The 15,177-nt window shown below is 55.0% G+C and carries 13 protein-coding genes; 6 read left to right on the top strand and 7 right to left on the bottom strand.

The features are described 5' to 3' along the window. Positions 1-9 precede the first annotated feature (9 nt). The 4 genes from pnp (at position 10) to QNK41_RS17750 (ending at position 4,974) form a co-directional block, all read left to right on the top strand. Positions 10-2,109: a polyribonucleotide nucleotidyltransferase gene (gene pnp, locus QNK41_RS17765; protein WP_319259505.1), complete on the top strand. Its 2,100-nt coding sequence runs from the start codon at positions 10-12 to the stop codon at positions 2,107-2,109. Next, positions 2,090-3,355 carry a pitrilysin family protein gene (locus QNK41_RS17760; protein WP_319259503.1) on the top strand — a complete coding sequence of 422 codons (1,266 nt, stop codon included), beginning with the start codon at positions 2,090-2,092 and terminating at the stop codon, positions 3,353-3,355. The genes pnp and QNK41_RS17760 overlap by 20 nt, the downstream gene beginning before the upstream one ends. 339 nt (positions 3,356-3,694) lie before the next feature. Further along, positions 3,695-4,153 (top strand): dUTP diphosphatase, encoded by a 459-nt coding sequence (gene dut, locus QNK41_RS17755; protein WP_319259500.1) that lies wholly within the window; start codon positions 3,695-3,697, stop codon positions 4,151-4,153. Between the two features lie 2 nt (positions 4,154-4,155). Beyond that, positions 4,156-4,974: an MBL fold metallo-hydrolase gene (locus QNK41_RS17750; protein ID WP_319259498.1), complete on the top strand. Its 819-nt coding sequence runs from the start codon at positions 4,156-4,158 to the stop codon at positions 4,972-4,974. Between the two features lie 83 nt (positions 4,975-5,057). Here the strand turns inward: QNK41_RS17750 and QNK41_RS17745 are convergent, their stop codons facing one another. From QNK41_RS17745 to lpxC, 7 genes are all read right to left on the bottom strand, one after another. After that, positions 5,058-5,963 (bottom strand): selenium metabolism-associated LysR family transcriptional regulator, encoded by a 906-nt coding sequence (locus QNK41_RS17745; protein WP_319259495.1) that lies wholly within the window; start codon positions 5,961-5,963, stop codon positions 5,058-5,060. Positions 5,964-5,966: 3 nt separating this feature from the next. Beyond that, positions 5,967-6,449: a pantetheine-phosphate adenylyltransferase gene (gene coaD, locus QNK41_RS17740; RefSeq protein WP_319259493.1), complete on the bottom strand. Its 483-nt coding sequence runs from the start codon at positions 6,447-6,449 to the stop codon at positions 5,967-5,969. 66 nt (positions 6,450-6,515) lie between these two features. Further along, positions 6,516-7,070 (bottom strand): 16S rRNA (guanine(966)-N(2))-methyltransferase RsmD, encoded by a 555-nt coding sequence (gene rsmD, locus QNK41_RS17735; protein ID WP_319259490.1) that lies wholly within the window; start codon positions 7,068-7,070, stop codon positions 6,516-6,518. Further along, the gene (locus QNK41_RS17730) at positions 7,067-8,410 is read right to left on the bottom strand and encodes a sigma-54 dependent transcriptional regulator (protein WP_319259488.1); all 1,344 of its coding nucleotides are present in this window, start codon (positions 8,408-8,410) and stop codon (positions 7,067-7,069) included. The genes rsmD and QNK41_RS17730 overlap by 4 nt, the downstream gene beginning before the upstream one ends. Positions 8,411-8,548: 138 nt before the next feature. Further along, the gene (locus QNK41_RS17725) at positions 8,549-10,789 is read right to left on the bottom strand and encodes a sensor histidine kinase (protein ID WP_319259485.1); all 2,241 of its coding nucleotides are present in this window, start codon (positions 10,787-10,789) and stop codon (positions 8,549-8,551) included. 21 nt (positions 10,790-10,810) lie between these two features. Beyond that, positions 10,811-11,308: a DUF4390 domain-containing protein gene (locus QNK41_RS17720; protein ID WP_319259483.1), complete on the bottom strand. Its 498-nt coding sequence runs from the start codon at positions 11,306-11,308 to the stop codon at positions 10,811-10,813. A gap of 196 nt (positions 11,309-11,504) precedes the next feature. Next, on the bottom strand, positions 11,505-12,377 hold the full coding sequence (lpxC, locus tag QNK41_RS17715) for a UDP-3-O-acyl-N-acetylglucosamine deacetylase (RefSeq protein WP_319259480.1): 873 nt from the start codon (positions 12,375-12,377) through the stop codon (positions 11,505-11,507). A gap of 319 nt (positions 12,378-12,696) precedes the next feature. Here lpxC and QNK41_RS17710 point away from each other — a divergent pair, with 319 nt between their 5' ends. Beyond that, entirely contained in the window at positions 12,697-14,232 is a 1,536-nt protein-coding gene (locus tag QNK41_RS17710; protein ID WP_319259478.1) for a YifB family Mg chelatase-like AAA ATPase, read from the top strand. 75 nt (positions 14,233-14,307) lie between these two features. Then, positions 14,308-15,177 (top strand): ABC transporter substrate-binding protein (locus QNK41_RS17705; RefSeq protein WP_319259476.1); only part of this gene is annotated, 870 nt, incomplete at its 3' end.

Raw genomic sequence — 15,177 nt, 5'->3', positions numbered from 1 at the left:
AGAATTCTAATGGAATATACATTCAAGGCGGATGTAGGGGGCAAGTCCCTGAGCATTCAAGCAGGCAAGGTCGCCAAACAGGCATCCGGATCCGTTGTGGTTCAATACGGCGATACGGTGGTTCTGGTGACGGCGGTCTCCGCCAATAACGAGAGAGATATCGATTTTCTGCCTCTTTCCGTGGAATACCAGGAAAAGATCTATGCGGCCGGTCGAATTCCAGGCAATTATTTTAGAAGGGAGATCGGACGACCCAGCGAGAAGGAAACCCTCACTGCCCGGCTCATCGACCGACCCATTCGGCCTCTGTTTCCCAAGGAATACCGTTTCGAGACCCAGGTTATTGCCACGGTGCTCTCCATGGACCAGGAGAACGATGCCGACATGCTGGCCATGGTGGGCGCATCGGCGGCATTGGAAATCTCGGACATCCCCTTTGCCGGACCCATTGCCAATGTTCGCGTGGGACGCATCGACGGTCAATTTGTGGCCAACCCAACCCTTTCCCAGATGGTGGAGAGCGATATCAACATCATTATTGCCGGTTCGCGTACGGGTGTGGTCATGGTGGAAGGCGGCGGCGATGTGGTGACTGAAGCGGACATGCTGGAGGCCATTTTCTTCGGCCACCATGCCATTCAACCCATCATCGACATCCAGGAGCAGCTCAAGGCGGAAATCGGCAGGCCCAAGCGGCCCTTTACCCCGCCGGAAAAAGATCCGGCCCTGGTGGAGATGCTACGGGAAAAGGCCTCTGCGCCATTGCACGAGGTCTTGATTATCCCTGAGAAGATGAAGCGGTATGAGGCCGTGCGAACGGTCAAGTCCCAAATTGTCGAATCATTGGGTGAGGAGATGGCGGATCGGCGCGGGGAAATCAGCGCCATTCTCGGCGATCTCCAGAAGCAGATTTGCCGAGACATGATTCTCAAAGAGGGTCGCCGTATCGATAACCGGCGGTTCGACGAGATCCGACCCATCACCTGCGAGGTGGGAGTGCTGCCACGTCCCCACGGCAGCGCTCTGTTCACCCGCGGTGAGACCCAGGTGCTCGGAATCCTGACCCTTGGGGCGGGCGGTGACGAGCAACGGGTGGAAACCCTCAGCGGCGAGGAGCACCGACCTTTCATGCTCCACTACAATTTCCCCCCCTACTCGGTGGGTGAGGTCAAGCGTGTGGGATCCCCCAGCCGGCGGGACATCGGCCATGGCGGCCTCTCCACCCGTGCCATCGAACGTGTGCTTCCGGACAAGGAGGATTTCGACTACACGATCCGGATCGTTTCTGAGGTGCTGGAGTCCAACGGTTCTTCATCCATGGGCACCGTCTGTTCCGGGATACTGGCGATGATGGACGGTGGCGTGCCGATCAAGGCACCGGTGTCGGGGATTGCCATGGGGCTGGTGAAAGAGGGTGACCAGGTGGTGATCCTTTCCGACATCCTGGGCGACGAAGATCACACCGGTGACATGGACTTCAAGGTAACCGGCACCGCCGAGGGCATCACTGCCCTTCAGATGGACATTAAAATTCACGAGCTTTCCCGGGAAATCATGCACAAGGCCCTGGAGCAGGCAAAAGCGGGCCGGTTGCACATTCTGGACAAGATGCTTCAGGCGTTGGCCGTCCCCCGCGCGGAAATTTCTCCCTTTGCGCCGAAAATCATAGCCATCAAAATCAACCCGGACAAAATTCGCGACATCATCGGCCCCGGTGGAAAGGTGATCCGGGCTATTCAGAGCGAAACCAACACCAAGATCGAGATCGACGACAGTGGTTTGGTGAAGATCGCCGCCACATCGGCCGAAGAAGGTGAGGCAGCCCGGCTGCAAGTAGAGACGTTGACCATGGAGCCTGAAGTGGGTACCATTTACGAGGGAAAGGTGGTCAAGACCACGGATTTCGGCGCTTTCGTTCAGATCGTTCCCGGCACCGATGGACTGGTGCACATCAGCCAGCTGGCCAACCACCGGGTTGGAAAGGTGACCGATGTGGTCAAAGAGGGAGACTTCCTGAAAGTCAAAGTCCTTGAAATTTCAAAGGACGGCAAGATCCGGCTCAGCCACAAGGCCGTTTTGGAAGATGAGCGTGAATCCGACGGTCAATAAAACCATCCTTGATAACGGGGTTCGCATCGTTTCCATGACCATGCCCCACGTGCGCTCAGTTTCCATGGGTGTCTGGGTTCACGTGGGGGCCCGTGACGAAACCGATGCCGAGAGCGGGCTGTCCCATTTCATCGAGCACATGATTTTCAAGGGCACCGTTCGGCGCAGTGCTTTTCAGATCGCCAAGGAATTCGATGCCATCGGCGGTCAGACGAACGCGTTTACCTCCATGGAGCACACCTGCTACCATGCGCGGGTGCTGGACACCCATCTGGAAACCATGGTGGATATCCTCTCCGACATCTTCCTGAATTCGATTTTTGATGAAAGGGAAGTGGCGCGGGAGCGGCCGGTGATCGTCCAGGAGATCGGCATGGTAGAGGACAGTCCCGAGGAATGGGTCCACACCATGATGGGCCCCGCTTTCTGGGGCGGTCATCCGCTGGGGCGTTCCATCCTCGGTTCCAGGGAAAACATCCAGGCGTTCGACAGCCAGACCATCAAGGGTTTTTTCAAGCGGCTCTACCAGCCCGACCGGATTGTTATCGCCGTTGCCGGAAATGTGGCTCACGATCGTTTTGTAGAAAGGGCGGGGCCCGTTTTTTCCACCATCGCTGCCGGCAATGGGTTTGCTCCCCGGAGTGTGCCGGCCACTGGGTGGGGTATCGAACTGAAGCACCGGGATCTTGAACAGTCGCATATCTGCCTGGGCATGAACGGGGTGTCGGTGGCCGATCCCCGCCGTTTTGCCGCCTCCCTGATCAACACCATTTTCGGCGGCAACATGAGTTCCCGGCTTTTTCAGATCATCCGCGAGCAGCGGGGGCTTGCCTATTCCATTTACTCATTTTTAACCGCTTTTGCAGATACCGGAATGTTTGGTGTTTATACGGCGGTTGCCCCGACGGACCTTCATACCAGCGTCGATTTGATCATGGACCAGATCCAACGGCTGAAACGGGATCCGGTATCGGACGGTGTGTTAGCGGATGCCAAGGCGTTCACCAAAGGCAATCTTCTCATGGCCGCGGAAAGCCCGGACAGCCAGATGGTCCGATTGGCTCAGAACGAATACTACTTCGGCCGGACCATTCCCATTCAGTCGGTGATCGACAACATCGATGCCGTTACGGCCGCTGACCTGCTTTGCCTGGCCGAAGACCTCTGGAGCGGCGGCAATGCCGCCCTGACCATGCTGGGGCCCGGTGTTGACCGGACCGATCTTTCCGGAGAACTGGCCTTATAGTGATGCTGGGAAAAATGGGGCATTGGCGACCAGTTTTTTAATTCATCTAACCCAGATCTTCGAGTCGTAATAAACCACAAGCACCAAACTTCAAACAAATTCCAAATGACAATATCCAAATCTCAAAAAAGAGCAAAAACAAACAGTTGATTGTTATTTCGATTTCTCCACCATTGATGATTGGAATGTCTTTTCTTCAAGACCATGAAACTTTGGAATTTGGCTATTGAGATTTATTTGGAAATTGGAATTTGGTTATTGTGTTTTATTACGAAGCACGGGTTTAATGTCTTTTGATTTTTGCATAAAAATTAAGAATTTCAGGATCACAAATCTCATATGCACCCTTCCCCATCGATCGAGTTACTCCGGCTGGACCCTGATAACAATCAGGATATTCCACTGCCCCGCTACATGACCGCCCAGAGTTCCGGCATGGACATCTGCGCCGTGCTGAACGATGATCTGGTGCTGGCCCCGGGTCGTATCAGCCTGGTGCCTACCGGTTTCGCCATGGCCCTGCCCGACGGCTTCGAAGCCCAAATCCGCCCCCGCAGCGGATTGGCGGTTAAACACGGCATCACTATTATCAATGCGCCGGGAACCATAGACGCCGACTATCGGGGGGAAGTCAAGGTCGCCCTTATCAACCTGGGTCAGGAATCGGTGACACTCAAACGGGGAGACCGCATCGCCCAGATGGTGATCCAGCAGGTCTGCCAGGTCCGGATCAACGTCGTCGAACAACTCAACGACACCGACCGCAGCGTCGGTGGATTTGGGCATACGGGCCGATGACGATGAAACAGTCGAATGAACCGGAAGGGTCGTCCCAAGGCGATGGCCGCCGTCTGTCGGTCAGCGTATTGGCCAGCGGCAGCCGGGGGAATGCCACATACATCTCCGATGGCCGTACCGCCATTTTAATCGATGCCGGTCTGTCCGGGGTAGAGATTCAGCGTCGGATGGCCCGTAAAGGATTGGATCCCAGCAGCCTGGATGCCATCCTCGTTTCCCACGAGCATGCCGATCACATCCATGGCGTGGGCGTCCTTTCCCGGCGTTTTGGCCTGACGGTATACATCAATGACGGAACCCGGCAGGCATCGGAAAACGCTTTGGGCAAGCTTTCCGGTTTTTCCCCGTTTTCATGCGGCCACGCGTTTACCATCGGCAGCCTGGCCATCCACCCTTTTTCCATCTCACACGACGCTGAAGACCCGGCTGGTTTCACGATTTCATGCAATGGGGGCAAGGTGGGTGTAGCCACCGATCTGGGAATCGCTACCGGCGTGGTGAAGACCCACTTGCAGGCCTGTGACATCCTTATTCTCGAAGCCAACCACGACCCCCAGATGTTGATCGACGGACCTTACCCGTGGCCCCTGAAACAGCGCATCCGCGGCCGCAGCGGCCATCTGTCCAATGACGACACCGCCCTGCTGCTGGAGGTGCTCCAGCACGACCGCCTGGCCCATGTGATTCTGGCCCATTTGAGTGAGGAGAACAATACGCCGGACAAAGCCAGGCAGGCGGTAAAGACCGTTCTAAACGCTGACAGCGTCAGGCTTCATGTGGCGTCCCAGGCGGCAGGCAGCAGTGTCCTGATCCTGCGTTAAGTTTACGTGCGACTGTGCCCGCCCATGCACGTGTAAAGACCGGAGCGTTGTCGCTTCTATCCTTAAAAAACCGATGGGCGCCGTCAGGCTTGCTGAGTCGGGATCTGGTTGTTGATGAACGCGATAAAGGCCTGGCACAAGGGAGAGAGGCTTCGCCGGCGGTGGCGGGTGAGGTAAAAGGCTCGTTTGAGATTCAGGCCGTCGATGGGCAGTGTTTTTAATTTTCCCGCCGCTACATCGTCGGACACCGCGATGGCCGAGAGAATGGATACCCCCATACGGCTCTTGATTGCCTGGCGGATGGCCTCGGTGCTGCCGATGCGAGCCACCACTTTTAACTCGTTGAAATTCAGACCCGCTTCGGAAAAACTGGTCTGGATGGATTTGAGGGTGCCCGATCCGGGCTCACGGATGATAAAGGGCTCTGTATACAGCTGTTTTGTCGTGACCCTTTTTCTTTCGGACCAACGGTGATCAGTCGCCACCACCAGGCACATTTCATCTTCAACCAAATGGGTCTGCAGAATGCTTTTATTGGTGGACACGGCACCCACCACACCCATTTCCAGGTCCCCGCAAAGTATCGCCTCGATGATTTGGCGGGTATCGGCAATGGAGAGGTTGACGTTGACGTCCGGAAAACGTGAGGTAAAGGCACCGATGATCGCCGGCAACACGAAGGCTCCGGGGATCGTGCTGCCACCCAGATTGAGGCTGCCTTTGACCTGGCCCATGAACGCGGCCATAGCGCTGTCGGCTTCATCGCGAAGGGCGATCATCCGTTTGGCGTAGCGGTAAAGCAGGCGTCCGGCCTGGGTTGGCAGGGCCTCCTTGGACAGGCGGTCGATGAGCCGGCAATCGAAGTGATCCTCCAGATCCTTGATATGGCTGGAGACGGTGGGCTGAGAGAGGTGCACGGCCCGCCCGGCCCGCGAAAAGCTTTTCAGGTCCACCACCTTGCAGAAAATTTGAAGCTGCCACAGGTCCACGGTTTAAAACCCGAATCTGGCTTTGATTCGGTGATTGACTCCGGGGGGCACCATGTCCGAGACGTCGCCACCAAAACGGGCGGCCTCCTTGATGATGGAGGAGCTGGTAAAAATCCAGCGCAGGCCGGTCATCAGAAAGACCGTTTCGACCTCCCGGTTTAGTTTTCTGTTCATCAGCGCCAGCTGGAATTCGTACTCGAAGTCGGAAACGGCCCGCATTCCCCGCAGAACGGCGTTCGCCTTCCGTTTCTGGGCGTAGTCCACAAGCAGGCCATCGAAGGTGTCAAATTCGACATTGTCGATGCCTGACATGGATTCATCCAGCATTTCCAGTCGTTCATCGACGGTGAACAGTGATTGCTTGCCTGGGTTAAGCAGAATGGCGATGATGATTCGGTCGAACAGCTTCAAGCCGCGTTTGGCAATGTCGATGTGCCCATTGGTAACCGGATCGAAGGATCCGGGATAGATGGCGATACGTTCCATGAAGACTCCCAGCGGTTGAATACGGTAAAGGGGATCGAATGGGATTGAATGTTTTTCGGGAACGGTCTATAGCATGGAATCCATAAAAGAAACAAGGGTTTTTCCGAATCGGCGCTGGTCAATTAAGACCAGCGTGCCCATGGGCTGGACGATAGGCTCCCGGCTGCTGTGTTCGATGACCACACGGCAGCCGGCAGTCAGCGCCCCGCATGACAAAAGCCCAGCCAAGGCGGGTGATACGGCATTGGTTTCATAGGGAGGATCCATGAATACCAGGTCGAAGGCATTTCGCTCGGGTATCAGGCAGTTGAGGTTCTTCAGGATATTCCACTGGATCACGCGGGTACGATCTTCCAGTCCCAGTTTCCGGATGTTGCACCGGATGGCCGAAAGGGCCGCCTTTGCCTGATCCACGAAAACGACGGATGCCGCGCCCCGGCTCAACGCCTCGATACCTAAAGCACCGGTACCGGCAAACAGATCCAGAACCCGTTTGGTCTGGACGCTGCCGGCCAGGATATTGAACACGGACTCTTTGATCCGGTCGGCCGTGGGTCGGGTGGCCATGCCGGCAGGAGCAATCAGCCGTCGGCCTTTCAACATCCCGCTGATGACTCTCATCCTTTTTTTACCGTCATCAACGAACGTATATATTTTGGCTTCACACCGATGGCCTTTGCGGTTTTGCCCACATCATTGTCATGGACGGCCAGTTTTTTGCGGACATATTCGGCTTCGAAAGCGATGCGGGCCTTTTCCATGCCTTCAATGGAAAAAAGTTCACCCGCAGCGGTTTTCGGGTCTGAGAGGTTGGCGGGCAGATCCTTGATGGTAATGGTCTCTTTTTGAACCATGATGGCCAATCGTTCAATGAGGTTTTTCAGCTCCCGAACGTTGCCCGGCCAGGTGTATTTTGTTAGAATTTCAAGGACATTGGGGGCAATCGTCTTACGCTTCTCACGGTTGCTGGCGGCAGCCTCGGCCAAAAAAATGTCAATCAAGGCGGGGATGTCCTTTACCCGATCCCGCAGGGGGGGGACTTCGATGGGGACCACGTTTAGGCGGTAATACAGATCTTCCCTGAAGCTTCCGTTTTCGATCTCTGCCTCCAGATCCTTGTTGGTAGCCGCGATTACGCGGACATCCGTCGTCAATACTCGGCCCCCGCCCTCCCGCTGATATTTCTTCTCATCGAGGACTCGCAGGATTTTGGCCTGGGTGACCAGGCTCATGTCACCGATCTCGTCCAGAAAAATGGTACCGGTGTTGGCCAACTCGAGTTTGCCCCGTTTTTTGGTACTGGAGCCGGCAATGGCACCCTTTTCATGGCCGAACAGTTCACTTTCGATGAGTGTTTCGGGAATGGCGGCACAATTGACATCGATCATCGGGGATTCGGCGCGGGGGCTCAATTGGTGGATGGTTCTTGCCACCAGTTCCTTGCCGGTGCCATTCTCCCCTTTGATGAGTACCCAGGATTCGGTCGGCGCAACGGCGGCGATCTGCATCTTCAGCGCCTGCACCGGTTCACTGCCGCCGCTGATGGAGTGCTTCTCGATGGTTTTTTTGCGCAGATAGCGGTTTTCTTCCTCCAGGCGGCGGAAGTTGAGTGCGTTGTTGATGGCAACGATGACCTTGTCGATATTCAAGGGTTTTTCGATGAGGTCGAAGGCGCCCAGTTTGGTCGCTTTGACGGCGGTTTCCACGTTGCCATGGCCGGTGATGATGATCACCGGCAGGGCGGCGCTGTTTTTTTTGATTTCTTTCAATGTTTCCATGCCGTCTATTCCGGGCATCCAGATGTCCAGCAGCACCAGGTCCGGTGCTTCGGTATCGATAATTTTCAGGGCTTCATAGCCATTGTTGGCAGCGATGACCTCGAACCCTTCGTCGGTGAGCAAACCGCTGAGGGACTGCAGAATAGACGGCTCGTCGTCGACTATCAAAATGGAGGGGAACATAATAAGTCTCCTTTCAAGCGATAACCGTTTATGGGTTCAGCGGTTCAAGGTTCAAAGGGTTCACTGAAAATCGTAACACATAGGGCGATGGCTCTCCGAATCGCAAACCCCGAACCCCTGAACCTGTGAACGGTTAAGTCAAACAGGCAGTTCGATAACAAATTTCGCCCCTTTGGGTAAATTGTCCTGTACCCGTATCATACCGTTGTGGTCGGTGACAATGGAGTTGACGATGGTCAGACCCAAGCCCATGCCGGCCTTCTTGGTGGAAAAGTTAGGTTCGAACAGCCGGATTTTGTCACTGTCGGCGATGCCGGTACCGTCGTCGGCCACCTCAAGGCGGACCAGCTTCAAAATTGGATCAAAGGCAGCAGTGATGGCAATGTGACCCTGGTTGCGAACAGCGGCCACGGCGTTGTCAACCAGGTTGATCATGGCTTGTTTGAACTGCTGACGGTCCAGGTTCATCTGAGGGATATCTTCACCGATTCGGATATTGAAGACGATATCCGGATGACCTTCTCTGTAGAGGGAAACGGTCTCTTCGATGATGGGTGACAATTGGCAGGGCTTGGGATCGGCCGTGGGAAAACGGGCAAATGTGGAGAACTCATTGACCAGGTTTCGAATCAGTTCGACGTGGTCGATGATCATACGGGTGCACTCGTCGAACACCGGCTCGTTGATGCGCTCGGAATACCGTCTCTTGAGCCGCTGGGCTGACAGGCTGATTGGGGTGAGCGGGTTTTTCACCTCGTGGGCGATGCGCCGGGCCACCTCGCGCCAGGCGGCCATGCGCTGGGCTTTTTCCAGTTCCGTGAGGTCATCGAACACCATGACGATGCCCATGGGACTTCCTTTTTCATCTTTCAAGGCGTTGACATATACGAGGAAGGTCCGCGGTTGCCTGTTTACCGAGACCCGCAGGGGTATTTCCAGGGTTTGGTCCCGCACCGAAGTGACTCGATCCATGATATCTTCGGCGAACTGGAGGTGATCGGTGACCAGTAAATCTCCATAGTGCTTGTCCAAAATGTTTCCGGCCTCCAGATTGAGCATTCGTTCCGCCGACTTGTTGAACGTGGTGATGATTCCGTTGGCATCCAGGGTGATGACTCCGGCGGAGACATTTTTCAATACGATCTCCATGTACTGCCGCCGTGCCTCGATTTCCTGGTTCTGCTCGGTGAGTTTTCGGGCGGATAATTCAAGCATCTGGCGGCCGGACCTCAGGTCCCGCGTCATTTTGTTGAAGGCATCCACGAGACTGCCAATTTCATCGTCCGCCGCCTTGCTGTCGATAGAGACGGTGAGGTCCCCCTCGGCTACCCGCCGGGTGCCGGCGGCCAGTTCCATGATCGGAATGGTGATGGTTTTGGCCAGGTAGAAGCCGAACCATACCGCGCAGAAGATGACCAGCAGGGCCACGATCGAAAGGATAATGTAGTAGGTGATCTGGATGGGTTTTTTCAGCAGCTTGATCTGCTGGTATTCGTCGATTCCTCTGGAAATGGATTCAAGATTCTCCGCCAGGTCTGGTGGAATAAAAAGTCCCAGAACCACGTGGGCGGTGGCCGTTTCAGGCGCGACCCCAAAAGGCACCGTTCCGATCGTGCGGAGCAATTCACCGTCACTCAGCGTTTTGGTAAGGGTGCGCACGTCTTTTTCACCGGCGTCTTTGACAAAGGCCCCGGGGGGGGCCGCCTCCAGGGAGATATTTTCCAGGTCTTTTCCCAGGGCATAGGTCAGTCGGTTATAATTCGCCGAATAGACTTCCACTGCGTCAAGGTCGAACTCGCGCTGAACCACCTGAATGTAATGATTGAGTTCTTTGAGCCTGTCCGGCTCGGTCATGGCTTTGCGTTGGATCTGGAAGGAGACCCGTTCCAGGAAAAAGCGCTGGCGGATTTCGTTTTCACGATAGAACTGCTGACCCACAAGAAGGGATTTCTCCAAGGCTTGTTCCACGGGTACGGTGAACCAGAATTCGATGCTGTTGGTGATAAAGTTGATCGAAAAGAAAAACAGGATAATGGTGGGTAGCAGGGACAAGGCCACAAAGGCCATGACCAACCGGGATCTTAGCCGGGCACCCATGACTTTTCGGCGCCGGGCGTAGAGCAGCTTCACCAGGTTTCGAAACACCAGAAAGATCAACAGGATCAACAGCAGCAAGTTGATGTTGATCAGGATAAACATCAAGATGGTGTTCGAAACCGGGATATCGGCGCCGAAAGTGATCACCCGGTTTTCCACCAGGGTAAGTACTGCCACCGCCACGATGATGATGACGGAGAGCACCGCCTCCCGTTTCCGGCGTTTGCGTTCTTCTACCGATAGGATCGGTTTTGGCGTAGGGCTGCGTTTGCCGAATATCATGAGGGCATGGGCGAAAAACGGTTAATAGATAAAATCGATGGTATACCAGTCGGTTTCAAAATCCCAGAGGGAGAGAAAAAATAGGACGTTGTGCAGGTAATAGGGCAACGTTACCCGGCTGAGTTTTGCCTTTGCCTGGATTTGATACTGTTTACCCTTTTCCAGCAATTCCAGCGGGATCACCTTGAGGCTGTCGATCTCGGTCATCAGTTTTGTCGCCGTATCGAAGGATTGAAGGAGCACGGGGCTGTTGCTGTCCCAAGAACGGGATACGGCATATTCTTTTTTAAGGCTATTGTATTTGATGGTGTGGGTGATGGTCAGGTCCGCCATTTCCTTGTCTAACCAAAGGCTTCGCGTCCGGTAAAGCTTGACGAAAAAGGAGAATGATGTGGGAACGCCATTTTTGACGGCATCCTCCATTTTTTTTGTAAAGGCGCCATCTACCGACAGGTAGACCAACAGATCATCCCTGGTGTTGGTAACGATGATGTTGGCGAGCGTGGCATCTTTCGCCATGGCCAATCCATAACCAGACAAAAGCAGGACAACCAGCACAAGAGAGCCTGCTGCGCGTTGACTGAATCGATTCATGGACCTGCCACTATAATTTCGAGGTTAACTAAATAGAAGAAAACAATACGAAAAAAAACATACCGGAACTGCTGAAAAATGGCAAGGTGTTTTGCGGCGGGTGCCGAGAAGTGGGGCCGGTTTATGCCGGGTGGCTGGTAAGGGTGCAGGTTTCCCAGGAACCTTTTTCCTTGAAGAATTTCTCCAAGAAGGCATGGTTGAAGGCGTGACCGGATTTACTGGCTACAACATGCCCCATGATAGGCATGCCGATGAGGGAAAAATCACCGATGCAATCCAGTACCTTGTGGCGAACGAACTCGTCGGGATAGCGCAATCCACCCTCGTTGAGCACGTGGTTGCCGTCGATGACTACGGCGTTGTCCAACGAGCCACCCCGGGCCAGGCCATAGCGCTTCATCATTTCCACCTCGTGAAGAAAACCAAAGGTCCGGGCCGCACAGATCTCTTGCTCGAAGGTTTCACGGCTGATGACAAAATCGCATGTCTGGGTGCCGATGAGCGGGTGATCGTAGGCGATGGTGCAGGTAATTCTGAATTCGTCGGCCGGATAGACCGTTACCGATTTGCCGTTTTCAGACAGGGAAATGGGCTCGTTAACTTTAAAATAGCATTTGCTTCCCTCCTGGCGAAGGGTTCCCGCTGATTTGATCAGCTGGGTAAACGGGCCGGCGCTGCCGTCCATGATGGGCAGTTCATAGGCGTCCACTTCGACAATGGCGTTGTCAATGGACATACCGGCCAATCCGGCCATCAAATGCTCAACCGTGGACACGATGCAGCCTTCGGCACCGATGACGGTGGCCAGGCTGGTGTCCACTACGTTATTGAAATGGGCGGCAACCCCGGGGTGGCCGGGTAGATCCCTGCGGACAAACCGGATGCCGTGGTTGACCGGTGCAGGCTTGATGGTGAGGCTAACGGTTTTCCCCGAGTGAACCCCGACACCGGAACAGCTTACCGGCGCGTTGATGGTTTGCTGGTGGTGTTTCATGCTTTTCTATCCTGATGGGCAGCGATCAGTCCTGACCGGATGGTTGCGCCGCCGCGCTGATCTTTTCGTTAATGCGTGGCCGATTCCGGCCACTATCAATTTCCCACTTCAATGAGCTTGTGCCAAGAATGGGCTTCAACTGGTAAAGCAGGCATAATGGCAATCTTAATCACCGGCTTTTATTTTGACAACAATTAATTGGTGTTCCGTCAGATTTGATTCCGTTACAAAACCGTTGTTCTTGGCCGTCAGGCTTGATATATGTGCTACCACGCTAATTATGCACGAAGTAATCAATTGCTATCAAGGGAGGTGGCCTTTGCTGGCCAGGGTGTTAAGCAGTGCCGTCATCGGTATCGATGCCTATCTGGTGGAAGTAGAAGTGGATATTGCCCAGGGATTGCCCACCTTCACGACCGTGGGACTTCCGGAAGCGGCGGTCAAGGAGAGCCGGGAACGGGTCAAATCTGCGATCACCAACTCGGGTTATACATTTCCGGCGGATCGGATTACGGTCAACCTGGCCCCGGCCAACATTAAAAAGGAGGGGACAGGTTTCGATCTGCCCATGGCGTTGGGGATCCTCTCCGCAACCGGCGTTCTTCCTAAAAAAGCCATCTCCGGGTACCTCTTTTTGGGAGAGCTGTCCCTGGATGGCCGCGTCAAGCCGGTCAATGGCTCCCTGCCCATGGCCATCGCCGCTCAAAAGGCAGGATACCGCGGCATTGTGGTCCCGGCTGATAACGGAAAGGAAGCATCCGTGGTCTCGAACCTTTCTGTTTATCCGGTTCGTACCCTGGGTCAGGTTGTGGATTTTCTCAGGGGGTTCAGTTCCATTCTACCGCAAAAGACCGACCTGAAGGCTGTATTCGATGTTCCTGATCGTTCAGGGACGGATTTCGCCGAAGTGATGGGTCAGGAGCATGCCAAGCGGGCATTGGAAATCTCAGCGGCCGGCGGTCACAATGTGATCATGGTCGGTCCCCCCGGCTCGGGTAAGACCATGCTGGCCCGACGGATTCCCACCATCCTGCCGCCCTTGTCCTTTGAAGAGGCCATCGAAACCACAAAAATTTTCAGTGTCGTGGGGATGTTGAACCGGGAACAGCCGCTGGTCACCCGAAGACCCTTCCGTTCCCCCCATCACACCATCTCGGATGCCGGCCTCATCGGCGGCGGACACATTCCCAGACCCGGGGAAGTGAGCCTGGCTCACAACGGGGTTCTCTTCTTGGACGAATTGTCCGAGTACAAAAAAAATGTGCTGGAGGTGTTGCGCCAGCCGCTTGAGGATCTTCAGGTGACTATTTCCCGTGCGGCCTCCACCCTGACTTATCCGTCCAGCTTCATGCTCATCGCTGCCATGAATCCCTGTCCGTGCGGTTATTTTGCCGACCCGCGTCACGCCTGCCGGTGCACGGCCCACCAGATCCACCGCTTCCGGTCTAAAATTTCCGGACCGCTGCTAGATCGCATTGACATCCATGTGGAGGTCCCCGCCGTTCCCTACAAGGATTTAATGGTGGAGGCACAAACCGAGCCTTCAGAGGCCATCCGGCAGCGAGTGGTGGCGGCGCGCCGGATCCAGATCCAGCGTTTCAAACGCACAAAGATTTACAGCAATGCCCAGATGGCCAGCCGCCATATCCGTGCCCACTGTCGCATCGGTGATGATGCCCGCAGCCTTTTGGAATCGGCCATCGATCGACTGGGGCTGTCGGCCAGAGCTTACAACCGAATACTAAAGATTTCCCGGACCATTGCCGATCTGGATGCCAGGGGCGACATCCAGGTCCACCATATTACCGAAGCAATTCAATACCGGAGCCTGGATCGCACCCGGCATAATCTCTAATCCTTGAACACGTGGAATAATGAAGCAATAATTGAAGGCATCGCTGTGATCAACCGTTATTGTGGAGTCTCCATCATGAAGACCCGGGTACTGACGTACCTGTTACTCCTATTTTTTTTCTTTTTTGGACCCATGATCCATAACGCCACGCCGGCATCCTCAGAACTTGGTTCGGGTAAAACCCCTGATATCCTTCGGTTCGGGATCCACGTGAGTGAGATGGGCAACTTGGACCCCCATTTTGCCGCCGGCTCCCAGGATCGGGCCCTGGCGGACCTGGTCTTCAACGGGCTGCTGCGTTACCAGCCGGGAAACGCGCCAAAAATAGAACCCGATCTGGCTGAACAGATCCCCGAGTTTGCAATGATCGGTGGCCAGCAGGTGTGGACCGTCAAGCTGCGTAAAGGGATTATGTTTCATGCCGGCCCGCAAACCGCAGCCTATGAGTTGACCGCTGATGATGTGGCCTTTTCTCTTCAAAAATCAGCCCGTCGTGAATTTTGCGCATACGCCGGGGAATACGAGGGGATGACCGTCGTCCCGGTTGACCGATATACGGTTCACATCATAGTTGAAAAACCGGTTTCCTCCATTCTTTTCCTGCCTAAGCTGACCAATTATGCCGGCGGATTTATCGTCAGCAAGCGGGCCATTGAAACCGTGGGTTATGATCGGTTCAAGCGGCATCCGGTCGGCACCGGACCCTTTATCTTCAGCCATTACACATCCGGTGAAAAATTGGCCTTAACGGCCCACGACGGCTATTTTCGCGGCCGACCGCTGCTGGATGGCGTCGAGTTCCATTTCATTCCTGAGATCGACCGGCGTGTAGCCGCGTTAAAAGCCGATCGGCTGGATGTGATCATGGGCTCCGGCGAGAAAGGATGGCTCGAAAAGATGGCCCACGAACCAGGCATCGCGGTCGATACCCACGGTGTCGGAGAG

The organism is Desulfosarcina sp. (assembly GCF_033791525.1).
In the GTDB taxonomy this organism is placed as follows: Bacteria; Desulfobacterota; Desulfobacteria; order Desulfobacterales; family Desulfosarcinaceae; genus Desulfosarcina.
The sequence above is the reverse complement of the archived record's forward strand: the minus strand, read 5'-3'. Positions and strand labels throughout refer to the sequence as shown.